The organism is Planococcus chinensis, from assembly GCF_020071995.1.
GTDB classification, from domain to species: Bacteria; Bacillota; Bacilli; order Bacillales_A; family Planococcaceae; genus Planococcus; species Planococcus chinensis_A.
In genome coordinates, this window is the sequence record NZ_JABWTK010000001.1 from 483,203 (window position 1) to 496,714 (window position 13,512).

General features: G+C 46.7%; 15 protein-coding genes. 12 read left to right on the forward strand and 3 right to left on the reverse strand.

Annotated elements, in window-relative coordinates; all coding sequences use genetic code 11:
• Positions 1-13 precede the first annotated feature (13 nt).
• Complete coding sequence (locus HU147_RS02370; RefSeq protein WP_224074706.1) at positions 14-814, forward strand: carbon-nitrogen family hydrolase; 801 nt, start codon at positions 14-16, stop codon at positions 812-814.
• Between the two features lie 58 nt (positions 815-872).
• On the opposite strand, the gene HU147_RS02375 is transcribed toward HU147_RS02370, so the two are convergent.
• Positions 873-1,346, reverse strand: coding sequence for a GNAT family N-acetyltransferase (locus HU147_RS02375; protein ID WP_224074707.1), 474 nt, complete (start codon positions 1,344-1,346; stop codon positions 873-875).
• A gap of 227 nt (positions 1,347-1,573) precedes the next feature.
• Here HU147_RS02375 and HU147_RS02380 point away from each other — a divergent pair, with 227 nt between their 5' ends.
• The 4 genes from HU147_RS02380 to HU147_RS02395 all read left to right on the forward strand — a co-directional run bounded on the left by HU147_RS02380 (position 1,574) and on the right by HU147_RS02395 (position 5,842).
• Entirely contained in the window at positions 1,574-2,512 is a 939-nt protein-coding gene (locus tag HU147_RS02380) for a carbohydrate kinase family protein (RefSeq protein WP_224074708.1), read from the forward strand.
• Positions 2,513-2,542: 30 nt separating this feature from the next.
• A complete protein-coding gene (locus HU147_RS02385) occupies positions 2,543-2,992 on the forward strand; it encodes an OsmC family protein (RefSeq protein WP_224074709.1) in 450 nt (149 codons plus the stop codon).
• A 339-nt stretch (positions 2,993-3,331) separates the two neighbouring features.
• Positions 3,332-4,360, forward strand: coding sequence for a M14 family zinc carboxypeptidase (locus tag HU147_RS02390; protein ID WP_440137283.1), 1,029 nt, complete (start codon positions 3,332-3,334; stop codon positions 4,358-4,360).
• A 96-nt stretch (positions 4,361-4,456) separates the two neighbouring features.
• The gene (locus tag HU147_RS02395; protein ID WP_440137284.1) at positions 4,457-5,842 is read left to right on the forward strand and encodes a M20/M25/M40 family metallo-hydrolase; all 1,386 of its coding nucleotides are present in this window, start codon (positions 4,457-4,459) and stop codon (positions 5,840-5,842) included.
• 38 nt (positions 5,843-5,880) lie between these two features.
• Here the strand turns inward: HU147_RS02395 and HU147_RS02400 are convergent, their stop codons facing one another.
• Entirely contained in the window at positions 5,881-6,567 is a 687-nt protein-coding gene (locus tag HU147_RS02400; RefSeq protein ID WP_224074870.1) for an oxidoreductase, read from the reverse strand.
• Between the two features lie 195 nt (positions 6,568-6,762).
• Between HU147_RS02400 and HU147_RS02405 the strand changes: the two genes are divergently transcribed.
• From HU147_RS02405 to HU147_RS02435, 7 genes are all read left to right on the forward strand, one after another.
• The gene (locus HU147_RS02405) at positions 6,763-7,443 is read left to right on the forward strand and encodes a hypothetical protein (protein ID WP_224074712.1); all 681 of its coding nucleotides are present in this window, start codon (positions 6,763-6,765) and stop codon (positions 7,441-7,443) included.
• Positions 7,444-7,534: 91 nt separating this feature from the next.
• Positions 7,535-9,643, forward strand: a complete 2,109-nt coding sequence (locus tag HU147_RS02410) for a type IA DNA topoisomerase (protein WP_224074713.1) — start codon at positions 7,535-7,537, stop codon at positions 9,641-9,643.
• A gap of 79 nt (positions 9,644-9,722) precedes the next feature.
• A complete protein-coding gene (locus tag HU147_RS02415; protein WP_224074714.1) occupies positions 9,723-9,929 on the forward strand; it encodes a heavy-metal-associated domain-containing protein in 207 nt (68 codons plus the stop codon).
• A gap of 270 nt (positions 9,930-10,199) precedes the next feature.
• Positions 10,200-10,394, forward strand: a complete 195-nt coding sequence (locus HU147_RS02420) for a hypothetical protein (protein ID WP_224074715.1) — start codon at positions 10,200-10,202, stop codon at positions 10,392-10,394.
• Positions 10,395-10,628: 234 nt separating this feature from the next.
• Positions 10,629-11,312 carry a DUF2294 domain-containing protein gene (locus HU147_RS02425; RefSeq protein WP_224074716.1) on the forward strand — a complete coding sequence of 228 codons (684 nt, stop codon included), beginning with the start codon at positions 10,629-10,631 and terminating at the stop codon, positions 11,310-11,312.
• A gap of 234 nt (positions 11,313-11,546) precedes the next feature.
• Complete coding sequence (locus HU147_RS02430) at positions 11,547-12,047, forward strand: DUF2243 domain-containing protein (RefSeq protein ID WP_224074717.1); 501 nt, start codon at positions 11,547-11,549, stop codon at positions 12,045-12,047.
• Positions 12,048-12,830, forward strand: coding sequence for a cytochrome c oxidase assembly protein (locus HU147_RS02435; RefSeq protein ID WP_224074718.1), 783 nt, complete (start codon positions 12,048-12,050; stop codon positions 12,828-12,830).
• A gap of 39 nt (positions 12,831-12,869) precedes the next feature.
• Here the strand turns inward: HU147_RS02435 and HU147_RS02440 are convergent, their stop codons facing one another.
• A complete protein-coding gene (locus HU147_RS02440) occupies positions 12,870-13,451 on the reverse strand; it encodes a protein-L-isoaspartate(D-aspartate) O-methyltransferase (protein WP_224074719.1) in 582 nt (193 codons plus the stop codon).
• Between the last annotated feature and the right edge of the window lie 61 nt (positions 13,452-13,512).

Here is a 13,512-nt window from a genome sequence, read left to right on the forward strand (position 1 = left end):
GGAGGGGAAAGATATGAAGATTGCTTGTGTTCAAATGGATATTGCATTCGGAGAGCCGGAAACAAATTTCCGGAAGGTAACAGAGTATCTGGAAGAAGCGGCGCAAAACGGTGCAGAGACCATTGTGCTGCCGGAAATGTGGAACACCGGATATGCATTGACCGAACTGGAGACTTTGGCAGACAGTTCCGGCCGTACAGTGGAATTTCTGAAAGATTTTGCGAAAACCCGCCAAGTGAACATTGTCGGGGGCTCTGTATCCATCATAAAAGAAGATGGTTTTTACAATACGATGTATGTAGTGAACAAAGACGGAGAACTTGTCTCCGAGTATGACAAAGCCCACCGTTTTGGCTTGATGGATGAACATATCCATCTGGAGGAAGGATCCGGGCTTGGCACATTCGAGTTGGAAGGTGTGGTTTGCGGTGGCGTAATTTGCTACGATATCCGTTTTCCTGAATGGATCCGGGCTCAGGCATTAAATGATGCAAAGGTCATTTTCGTTCCTGCGGAATGGCCGGCAGCCCGCATCGACCATTGGAAAATTCTGCTTCAAGCCCGGGCGATTGAAAATCAGTGCTTTATCGTGGCCGTTAACCGGGTCGGCAGTGATCCGAAAAATGCATTCGGCGGCAGTTCGATGGTCATCGCCCCTTGGGGAGAAGTCCGATTGGATATGGCGATGCAAGAAGGCATCGGCTATGCGGACATCGATTTGAGCGAAGTGGAAGAAGTGCGCAAGCGCATCCCTGTGTTTGCGGACCGCCGTGAAGCACTGTACAGCAGTTTTCAAAAACCGGCAGAAAAATAAAAACAAAATGCCGCTCCTGCTATGAAGACAGGAGCGGCACTTTTTTAATCAAAGACAGTTAGTCCACTTTTTTTACCATATGATGGAACGGTTCGCCGATTATGGTCCAGGGTTCCGTAATTACGAAGCCAAGCCGCTCGTACAGCCGGATGGCATTTGTTTTATCAACATCGACGTTAAGGGAGAGTTTGCTTCCTCCTGCTTGGCGGACCAATTGGTCGGCGTAAGACAATAGCTTGGTGCCGATTTTTTGTCCCTGGCAAGCAGGGTTTACCGAAACCGTATCGATATACCATTCGTCAAGATGGGCTTCCGCTTCAATCGTGCGTTCATGGCCTTCGGTTTTCAATAGGTCAATCAGAAATTGGTCCAGTTCGCGTGCCGCGCTTCCGTGATAAAGCACGAGCGCCCCTGCAACGTTTCCGCCGAGTTCGGCCACCCATGTAAAGCGGTGGCTGTGCCGGGTGTTTTTGCCGCGGATCATCGCTTCGATTTTTTGTTTTATGGCGTCCGGTTCCGTCTCGGCTGTCATATTGGCTGCAATGTCGCCAATTGCATTAATAATGAGCGGCGCTCGTTTGGTGTAGCTTGCCTTATCGTGAGGTCCATCGTTTCCACTCCTTTTACTTGCTTAATTATAACAATGCCTGAAATAATAGAGAAAGCAAATGGCCGCATGGTATTGCCAAAGTTAAAAAATTCATCATTTGCTGCTAAAAACCTTTCGCTGGCGAGCGTTAAAACCGGGAGGCAATTTCTATGGATAACCCAAAGCATATCCTTACGTACGGTGATGCTTTTGTCGATTATATTGCAGTAAACACAAAAAACGATCAATTCAACAGGCATTTAGGAGGCGCGACAGTCAATGTAGCAGCAGGCGCGAGCCGTCTGGGCTTGCCTTCTAAATTCATCACGATTACAGGAGATGATGACACTTCTGCATTCGTCCGGCAAGAACTGGAAAACGAAGGCGTCGATTTAAGCTATTCCATTATCATCCCGGAAAAACGGGTGAGCGGTGTTTATGTCCACTTTACTCCGGAATACGACCGGATTTTTGCGAAATATGAAAATGAGACGCCAGACCTTCAAGTGACCATGCAAGATTTGGCGGAAGAGGCATTCAAGGATGCCAGCGTTTTCCATATGTGCACAGGCACGATGTTTCATCCGGAAGCGTTAAAGACTACGCTTGAAGCTGTCCGCCTGGCAAAAGAAGGTGGGGCTCTTTGTTCTTTTGATGTCAACATCCGGCCGCTCCGTTGGGACAGTGAAGCTCAATGCCGGGATACCGTTTTTCAGTTTCTTGCAGATGTCGACATCTTGAAACTGACTACGGATGAACTGGCTTTCTTGATGGAAACCGACTCAGTTGAAAAAGGCATCAGCCGTTTGTCGGAGTTCGATATTCCACTCGTATTTTTAACGGACGGGGAAAACGGAACACATGCGTTGTTTGAAGGAGAGAACTTCCATGTCCCGGTCGTTCCGGTCCAGCCGGTGGATACCACCGGTGCGGGAGATGCATTTGTTGCCGGGACGCTTCGCTACATCCATTTGAACGGGTTGCCTAAAACCCGAAGCGAAGTAGTGGACTGTGCTTTGTTTGCCAACAAATTGGGGGCGCTCTGCACTACTAAACCTGGTGCTCTTACGGCGATGCCGAAGCTTGAAGATTTGGAACGATTGTCTTAAGGAGTATAGAGAGCAAAGGAGAGATCGGGAATGGCTAAACACAGTTTTCATTTAACGGCAGACTGGCCGGGGCTCCGCAACGATGTGGGGGAAATTGAAGCCGGCAACTTAAAAACCCAAATTTCGATTCCCCCGGAAATGGACGGCCCTGGCGTGGGGACAAATCCGGACGAAATGCTGCTGGGGGCTGCCGCAACTTGCTACATCATTACGCTTGCCGCTATGCTGGAGCGCAGCAAGATTGAAAAAGCAGCATTGACGATGGAATCGGAAGGTATTGTTGATGTAACGAACGGCGTTATCACTTACCAGAAAATCATTCATCGGCCAAAATTGGTGCTTCACAAAGAGGCATCGGAAAAAGATCTTTCCCTGGCCCATAAACTGGCTGAAAAAGCGGAATCCTCCTGCATGATTAGCCGGGCCATCAAAGGCAATGTGGAAATTGAGCTGCAGGCCAATATTTCCGTTGGAGAATAAACACTAGAAGGAATTTGAGCACCCGTTTCTAAACTCAGAAACGGGTGTTTTTTAATGGATAAATTATTTTTCGAGCCTGAGTAGTCCAATTGATTTAAGTTTATTGAATATTAAGAAACTTAAGTACTATTTTTATTTTTATAGAAGGATTTTACAAACTTAGAAATGAATAACCCTTAGGGATGCGAAACTTTGGAGGGGGAGGAGTTTGTCGCGTTCACTGATTAATGCATCCGTTACCGGAAAGTCTTTTATCAAACTAAGGGGAGTGTTGGATTAATGGCAAATCGATTCACAGATCAGAAGCTTGAAAAGCAAAACCGCACAAAGAGAAAACTGATGGCTTTTTCAGTGGCAGGAGCATTGATGCTCAGTGCCGCGCCGTTTACGGCGCCGGTTGCCGAGGCTGTTGGCAACGGGCCGGGATATGGCGGCAACGAAACCATCAATACCTCGATATTGCACACCTACGATGAAATGGTGAGCTATTTGAAAACGCAAGAGGCTAAACAAAAAAACATGGAACTGGAAGTGATCGGGCAGAGTGTGAAAGGGCGTGATCTCTATCTGGTAAAATACATGACCAATCCTGAAAATCCGACTATTCTTTTCCTTACTCAGCAGCACGGCAATGAGCAGCTGACGACTGAAGGCGCGCTTGAATTTATCAAGCACTTGGGGACTGGGAAAATGAAAGGGGTAACAGATGGCGTCAATATTCTCATTGTGCCGATGCTGAATGCAGATGGAGCGATGGGCGATGTCGACTTTTCTTTGGAAGATTATGTAGCCAGCGGCGACCGCAATTTGACGCGCTACAATGCCCGCGAAGTGGATTTGAACCGTGACCATGTCAATAAAATCCAGCCGGAAACGCAGGCACTCCACAACAACGTCATGCGCAAATATGACATCGATTACATGATCGATTTGCATCACCAAGGTACGCGGAGCGAGCGGGACGGCCAACTGGTATCCGGTTCCATCCTATATCCGACTACACCGAATGTCGATCCGGATGTCTTATTGAAATCCAAACAGCTTGGGGCGGTGGTCTTTGATGCTGTCGATTCCACTGGCTGGGGCCATATCGGAAAGTACAGCGGAGGCACTGCAGAAACGATCAGCCGCAACGGCATTGCTGTAGAGTATGGCATTTCTACGCTGCTATTTGAAATGCGGGGCATGTCCGACCACGAATACGAGCCGTATGTCCTTGGCCAGAAGAGCAACGGCTATTTGATCAAGCAGACCATTACGACGTTGGATGCGGCAGTGCGTGCTATTGCAGACGGCTCTATCGCGGATGCGGATGTTTCTTTCTGGGATACACTGGCGACACAGACAAACCGTCCGTCTGAAGAATAATAATGAGGCTTTTGCTTTTACACAAAACCAATTCTAAAGGAGTGTCGGAAACTGATGAAGAAATTATTGGACCGCAACGAAAGCACGCCCGTTAAAATGAAAAAATCCATCCTTGCTTATGCGCTTGCTGGAGCTTTGGTGTTCAGCGCTTCACCATTTGCACTTCCTATAGCGGAAGCAGGAACGGCTGCGGCTGCCAACAACGCAGCACAAGACCAGAAAATCGTAAAACGCGTAGAAGCGGAGCGTGCGATTGAGCACGTGCGCTACTTATCGGAAGAAATCGGATCACGGCCGGGCGGGCTTGAAGGGGAAAAAGAAGCGGCGGACTATGTGGCCAGAAACCTGAAGAGCAACGGCTATGACGTGGAATATCAATATTTCCCGGTAGCGGACCAGTATATTGCGGATGTGGCTTTTGAAGACGGGACGTCTTGGGAATTGGGGGCGGCACCGAACGGAAAAATAAGTAAGGAAGCAGTATCCGGCGAAGCGATTTATGTCGAAGGAGGCTCAAAGGCTACGGATTTCCCGGCAGACACCAAAGGGAAAATCGTGCTGTTGACGAGAGAAGCTACGACAGCCGCTTACCGCACGCAAGTCGATAATGCCATCCAGGCAGGCGCTGCGGGCGTTATCCTGCAAAGTGTAGTGGGGAGCCGCGGCAACTACGGTTCGACATTCAACCCAAGTTTGGCCAAATCATATGATGTACCGGTGTACGGAGCTGCGTATGTACAGGGTGAGTGGCTGAAAGAACGGATTGAAAAAGGTACGGCTGCACTTGATTTGACGGCTGTCCGCCACACGGATCTTCAGTCGGTCAATGTCATCGGCACGAAAAAAGCGAAAACCAAGACAGCGGATACGAAAGAAGTGCTTTTGACCGCGCATATGGATAGCGTCGTCGGCGCTCCCGGAGCGAATGACAATGCGTCAGGCGTCGGGCTGATGCTGGAATTGGCACGCGTTTATAAAGGCTACAACACCGATAAAGACCTGAAATTCATCGCCTTCGGATCAGAAGAAAGAGGCTTGCTTGGAGCCAGATACTATGTAGACCAATTAACGCAGCCGGAAAGAGACGAGATAGAAGCTGTATTCAATCCGGATATGGTGGCTACGAAGTACGAGCCGGCAAAAAACCTGTATGCCATGACGGTTGACGGCAGCAAAAACATCGTGACAGATTCTACGGTAGCGGCTGGTGCACGTCTTGGGAATTCGGATATCCTGCCAGGGCAGTTCGGCTCAAGCGACCATGTACCATTCCATAACGCCGGCATTCCAGCAGCTTTGTTCATCTGGATGGGAATCGACAGCTGGGATCCGCTGGTTTACCATATCGAGAAAGTTTACCACACTCCTGAAGATACGATTGAAGACAATGTTTCGAGCGAGCGTATGCAATCAGCACTTGAAATTATCGGTGCCGGTTTGTTCGATGTGATCCGGAAAGACGTACCGGGAAAAAATAAATAGGTTCCACCGAAAGCGAAAAATGACACCGGTCTCCGGTGTCATTTTTTTTGTTCTGCAGTTTTCGAGCGGCTCAGTTCAAAAATCCGGTTGGAAGGATATGTGAAATGGCCGCTTTGAGTTGTCTGGCCGACTTGGTACATAGCGTAAGCGACCCGCCTTGCACTGACAGGTTTGTATTTTTTCAGCTTGCCAAATAGCAAAGGGCTTAACAAAGGAGACAGCATACCGGCTATTTTTTCGCCAAACCGGAACTCCTGGCGGTCGCCCAAAAGAAGTGAAGGCTGGAAAATGTGAAGAGCCTGCAGATGCATATTTTTTAGTACGCTTTCCACTTCGCCCTTTGTCCGGCTGTAAAACACTTTTGATTTTGGGTCGGCCCCAAGCGCTGAGATGATCAGGAAATTTTCAGCAGCCTGTTCTTTGGCCAGCTGCGCCATTTTAACCGGATATTCGTAATCCACTTTCCGGAACGCTTCTTGTGAACCTGCTTTCTTGATTGTCGTGCCCAGGCAGCAATAAACATCGTTCACCTGAAAATACTCTTCGTAGTTTTCGAGGCGGTTAAAGTCCACCAATACTTGATCCAGCTTCGGGTGTTGGATCTCCAGCCTTTTCCGAACCAAAACCTTTACTTCTTCGTAATTCGGACTTTCCAGCAGTATATGCAATAATTCGGTGCCGACCAGTCCGCTGGCTCCGGCAAGCAAAGCAGTTTTGCTTTTCATCGTCATAATATGCGCTCATCCTTTTCTACAGAACAATCCTGGTATTTGCTTCGGTTGGATCTATTTTGCTGGCTTTATCGGTTAAGCAAGAAAAAACTTTTTTTTATTATACTACTTAGAATCTCTCTCTGCTGAAGAATTTAAATTTAGAGGAAAGGGAATACTATTTTTAATGTCGGGAACGGAGGAAAGAGTATGACGGAAATCCTGTTTATCTTATTGTATTCTGTCATTATGTGGCTCGTTATTGAAATTGCCGTGGTCCTTTTTGCAGCAACCGGCTTAAAGAAACCAATCGCCCGGTATCAGGTCATATCGATGATAACCGCTACCGGATTCACAACAGATGAGTCTTCACTGATCATCGACCACCCCATCCGAAGAAGAATCAGCGCAGCCGTCATTTTGTTCGGGTATTTTTCTCTAGCCGTCATGATTTCATCGATTGCGTCTGTATTATCAAATGATTTGCGGACCAATCTTTTGGTTATTATCATTGCCGTATTTTTTGCCATCTGGATGTTTTTAAAAAACAAAATCATTCCCAGCTATTTAACGAATAAATTCGAACATGAAATGGATGAAGAATACGATTTGGAAGACTGGCCGCTTAAGACTGCATTGTCTTTGGATGAAAATGACATGGTGGCTGAAGTTGAGATAAAAGAAGACTCGGAATATACAAACCAGGCATGTGAAAATATGATTTTAAGAGGCGATGATATCCACTTGTTATTCATCAAAAGGGGAAATGTCATCTTGAGGAAATCATTGCTGGAAGAGAAATTGCAGGCTGGCGACCGGATTATGATATTCGGAGATAAAGAAGCCATCAAAAACAAGTTTGCGGGAATGTTGGTGGATGAACACGCGTAAAAGAACGAGCATTTGTTCGCAATTAAATCATTATGTTTTTCATCGTGAACGAGTACAATGGAAGAAAGGGCAGAACGAAAGGACGAAACGTATGAAACCAGTAATCGTGGCTGAAAAGCCGAGCCAGGCAAAAGCCTATGCTGAAGCGTTCAAAACGACTAAGCGCGAAGGTTATATGGAAGTGGCTCCGGATCCGATCTTTCCGGAAGGCGCGTACATTACCTGGGGCATCGGCCATCTTGTGGAATTGAAAGAGCCAAAAGCCTATGATCCGAAATGGGGGAAATGGAAGCTGGATGCTTTGCCGATTTTGCCGAAAGAGTACCAATTCCAGGTGGCGCGCGGGAAAGCGCAGCAATTTGGCATCATCAAGAAACTGATCCAAGGGACCGATACCGTCATCAATGCCTGTGATGTTGACCGGGAAGGTTCGAATATATTTTACAGCATCTACTACCAGACAGGAGCAAAAGGCAAACGGATCCAGCGCTTGTGGATCAACTCGCTCGAAGTGGATGAAGTGCGCAAAGGGTTTCAGGAGCTGCGCGACAACCGCCAGGACTTATTGCTTTATCAGGAAGCACGGGCACGCCAGATCAGCGACTGGCTGGTCGGCATGAACGGTTCCCGCTTGTATTCGTTGCTGCTGCAGGAAAAAGGCATCCGGGAAGTATTCGCCATCGGCCGGGTCCAGACGCCGACCGTCTTCCTGATTTATCAGCGGGAAAAAGAAATCGAGGCCTTTGTGCCGGAGCCTTTTTATGAAATTGAAGGCGTTTTCCAGGCTGAAAAGGGAAAATATAAAGGAAAAGCGAAAATCAAAGCCAAAGAGCGCAAAGAAGCGGAAGAATTACTGGCTAAACATGAGATTGCCAAAAAAGCGGACGGTGTCGTAGCTCAGCTGAAAACGACTGAAAAGCGTGTGCTGCCGCCCATGCTTCATTCCTTGTCCACTTTGCAGGCGGCAGCCAACCGGAAATGGAAATACAGTCCGGCAAAAGTTCTGTCCGTTATGCAAGGCTTGTATGAAAAAAAACTGGTCAGCTATCCGAGAACAGACGCCCAGCACATTACGCCGGGCGAATTCAGTTATTTGGCTAACCAGGTGGAGAAGTACCAGACATTGATCGGCACCGAATTCCCGATTGCTTCAAAAGCGCCGAAAAAGCGCTTTGTCGACAGCGCGAAAGTGCAGGAACACTATGCCATTATCCCGACAAAGTCGATTCCGACAGCCCGGAAACTCGAAGGGCTTGCACGGGACGAGCGAAATTTATACGAGGAAGTGCTGCGCACGACGCTTGCCATGTTCCGCCGTGATTACCGGTATGCTGAAACCAAGGTGACGACGGATGTGAAGGGGCTGGCATTTTTTACAACCGGCAAGACCGATCTGGAGCAGGGCTGGAAAGAATTGTTTCCACCCGCCAAAGAAACGAAGCAGGAACCTTCTCTTCCTGAATTGCGGGAACAGGAGCCGGTGAAAGCGGATGTAGCCATTAAAGAAGGAATGACAACTCCGCCAAAGCCTTACACGGAAGGCCAGCTGATTGCGATGATGAAAACGTGCGGGAAGTTTGTTGAAGATGTGGAAGATACGGAAATTCTGAAGGAAATCGAAGGCCTGGGAACGGAAGCGACGCGAAGCGGCATTATCGAAACCATCAAACGGCATGAGTACATTACGGTAAACAAAAACATCGTTTCAATCACCGATAAAGGGCGAATCCTGTGCCAGTCCATTGAAGGGAATTTATTGTCCAGCCCGTCAATGACCGCGAAATGGGAAACCTATTTGAAAAAAATAGGGAAAGGCGAAGGGTCTCCGGAAGTATTTCTTTCAACCATCGGCAAATTCATCCATAAATTATTGGAAGAAGTGCCGGCGCAAATGCAAAAAAACGGCTTGCCTGAACAAATGCCGACACTTGATGCCAAAGACGAAATTGCGGTATGCCCGAGATGCAAAAAAGGCAAAATCGTTTCACGCAAAGGTTTCTACAGCTGCACCGAATATGAGAACGGCTGCAAACAGTCGTTTCCGGCTACCTTTCTGAAAAAACGGTTGACTGCCAAACAAATTGAGTATTTATGCACTAGAGGGAAAACGCCGGTTATTAAAGGGTTTGTTTCCAAAAACGGCAAGAAGTTCAGTGCCAAACTGGTGCTTGAAGAAGGAAAACTGAAGATGGAATTTTAACATCCACAAAGAAGTTTCTTTTATCTGCCCGGTTAACGGGTATAGACAAAAGAAACAGAATCTGAAAGGATGAGTGAACATGGCGGTTATGACGATTCATGTAAAAGAAGCCACTTCGGAAACACCGATCCAAGAGATTGAAGGCCTCCTGCTGAAAATGGATGAAATTGAACGGGCGCTTGTGGACGTCGAAGTGGGCGAAATCAAGATTACCTATGATGAAAACCAAGTGGATGAAGATCAAATTATTAAAAGAATCCAACTTGAAGGATTTCATATCGAATAATAAATAGACGTGAAATTCCTTTACGGTGCTGGAGAAGTAATGTAAAATGAGTGTACTTGGAAAACAATAGCGTTTCCGATTTGTGACGTAAATTTGCTTTTATTAAAATAGTTGGTAGTCCATATATTTAAAACAATTCAACAATCATTATCTACTCTCATATTTTGGCGTCATGTTTCAGACAATAGAGCTGTGAACAAAGCCGAAAAGAATCCTCGCGATTCTTTTCGGCTTTTTTTCGTTTTTTTGCTAGAAGAGGAGCTGGATTTCATGCAATACTTCATCGATCATAAGCGTAAACGGATCCATCAGAGACAATATGCAGGAGATCGATGCGGCTTTATGAAGACGCCGGTCGAAAAAAGAGAGTTCACCGATTCGCTTGCTTATATCGGGCGTCTTCAAGAGGAAAGTGAATACTTGAAATGTCCGCATTGCCGGACCGCACAGATGGCCATTGACTAACTAGTGCAAGAAAGCAAATACAAATGGTCAAAAAGAGAAAGAGAAGCTTTTCTCGCGGGATGCAAAGAAGAGGAAAGCTAAAGTAAATGAAGAAGAACAGTTGAAAAAAGAGGACTTTGCACAGAAAAGCCTGCGCAGCAGGTGGTTTTTGTGCTGGCAATGGATTCTATTCGCCCCACTCCCATCCCCCAATAAAAAAGTGTATTTCTTCCCGGAACGAAGGAGCAGATAGTCATGGCAAGAGAAAAAATGATAGAAAAAGAAGTTGGCAGCTATATATCCACTTTGCTGCGGGAGTACTTCGGAAAAGGGCCATCGTCGGTTTATGTAACCATTGCTGACCCTTACATAGTGATCCACCTTCGCGGATTTTTAGCGCCGACGGAAAAAATCCTCTTAAAACAAAATGAAACAAGGCGCATCCTGGAAACCCGCGATATTCTGATGAACGAGTTAAGAGGAGAAATCAGTATAGAATTGTATAAAATCGGAGATTTTCAGGTGAATGAAATCTATGCGGATTGGAACCTTGAAGAAAAGACGGGACTGATCCTCGGCATATTTGACCGGCCGACAGGAAATCCGGTGAAGGGGTTAACGAAAGAAATCAAAAACCAAAAATTCTTGAGAGCGGTGAAAGAAGTTTTTGAGAAAGTACAGAAAGTCCCGGATAACTTTGAAATATACTCATTGAATGATCGGACGATTCTCATCGAAAGATCAGGGATTTTCATCCATATTGAAATAGAACTGATCCGGGCCGGTTTTTTTGAAGAATTGAAATTGGTCAAGAGGCCGCTGGAGCGAAAAATGCTGGAACAGCTGGAGCTGGGGCAAAACATTCGTGAAGTGTTTCTCGATTGGAATTTTGATGAAGATAAAGGGTATATTATATTGATTCTGCAACCGGAAAAATAATGGTGGAAAAGGGAAGAAGATTCTTTGCGTAAGTGTTGTACCGCTAAAGAATCTGCTTTCTTTTTTATTTTGTCCGCTTTTCTTTTTCGTTCTTTTTTCTGTATGTTTATTCAGGTTAAAGAGTCAAAAGGGTTTTGACTTTTAGGAATAAGGGTATCTTGACTCAACACAATAAGCCTTGACAAAGATTTTCTAAGCATGGAAATCATAGGTGCGTAAAGGAGGCTGCTGAAGATGTTTACAAATACAGAAAATGCAAGAGCTTATGCCAATGGAAAGAACCGGAAAGTTTTATCTGGCCGCAATTTATGGTCAGGGGTGCTATTTGGTATAGGGACAGCCGCTTTTATTGATGAAGTGGTGTTTCATCAATTGTTGCACTGGCACCATTTCTACGATTTATCGACAAGTGATATCGGTTTGGTGTCCGATGGCCTGTTTCACGCATTCAGCTGGTTCGCAACCATTGCCTCGCTCTTCCTTTTTGCTGACTTGAGAAGAAGGAACGCCTTCTGGCCACAGCGATGGATCGGCGGCATGCTGATTGGCGCCGGAGCTTTTCAGCTTTACGACGGAACAATCCAGCACAAATTGCTGAAACTGCATCAAATCCGCTATAATGTCGACATTTTGCCGTATGACCTGGCATGGAATGCCATTGCGGTCCTATTGCTGCTTGTGGGCGCTGTACTGCTTTGGAAAACCCGGCAGCCGGCAGAAAAAAAGGGCAGTTAAATGGAGCAGGGAATGCACCCGGAAATATCTGCTGCAGCCTTCGGAATGGCTCTTCTATTGTTGACGGGTATTGTCATTTATCTTCATGCAGCCATCCAATCCCGGAATAAGTTTAAAAAATGGCCGGCGTACAGGTCCGTTTTTTGGATTTTGGGAGTTTTCTCTATCGGTGTAAGTTTAATAGGGCCCTTGGCTAATCAGGCCCATCACAACTTTATTGCGCATATGTCTACCCACCTGCTGATCGGGATGCTGGCGCCCTTGCTCTTGGTGCTGGCGTCGCCCATGACGCTTTTGTTAAGGTCGCTTTCAGTTTCTTCTGCAAGGAAAGTGACGCGGTTCCTGAAAAGCAGACCTGTGTATTTATTGAGCCATCCCCTTACAGCTGCCATTTTGAATACCGGCGGCTTATTCCTGTTGTATAGGACGGACTTGTTCTTGTTGATGCACGAACACATTCTGTTGTATGCCCTCGTCCATTATCATTTATTGGCAGCCGGATATTTATTTACCGCTTCCATTATTTATATGGATCCAGTGGCACATAAAGCCAGTTTTCAGCTGCGTGCGATCGTCTTGGTGGCAGCTCTTGCTGCACACGGAATTTTGTCGAAATTGATTTACGCGAGTCCGCCGCAAACAGTGCCTAAAAGCCAGGGAGAAGCGGGTGGGATGCTGATGTATTACGGCGGGGATACCATCGATGCCGTGCTGATCACCATCTTTTGCTACCAATGGTTTGTCTTTGCGCGTCCGCGCTTAACGGCGCAGAAGAACGGATAAAAAAACTGTGCGTCTCTGCTTACGGAGACGCACAGTTTTTTATTCATATTTTCCTTTTAGCGGAACAAACCTCACGTAATTCAAAACGGTGGAAGTCACCTTGCCGTTTGCATCTTTTTCGAGCAAGGTCAGCTTCTGCATGGCGGGCGTTCCAACAGGAATCAGCAGTTTGCCGTTTGCATTCAGCTGATCCAGCAGTTCATCCGGTACCGTTGAAGCTGCGGCAGTCACCATGATGCGGTCATACGGGGCAAATTCCTGCCATCCCATGCTGCCGTCATCAAGCTGGAAGCGGATATTTTTGAATCCCGCTTCACCCAAGCGTTCTTTGGCACGGTCGTGCAGCTCCTTGATGCGTTCAACCGTATAAACTTCTTTCGAAAACTCAGCCAGCAGCGCGGTTTGAAACCCGGAGCCTGTCCCGATTTCAAGTACTTTTGAATCCGGCTGAAGGCCCAGGGCAAGCGTCATCTCCAGGACAAGAGAAGGCTGGGAAATTGTTTGGTCAAAACCGATGGGAAGGGCTTCATCCAGACCCGCCAATTCTTTATGCGAATCCATGAAAAAGCGCCGATCCAATTCCCGGAAGTAAGCAATGATTTCTCTTTTACGGCTTTTCATAGCCACCACTCGCTTTCGCTCATGACTGTATTCTTGCCTTCATTGTAATAAAACCGGTGCA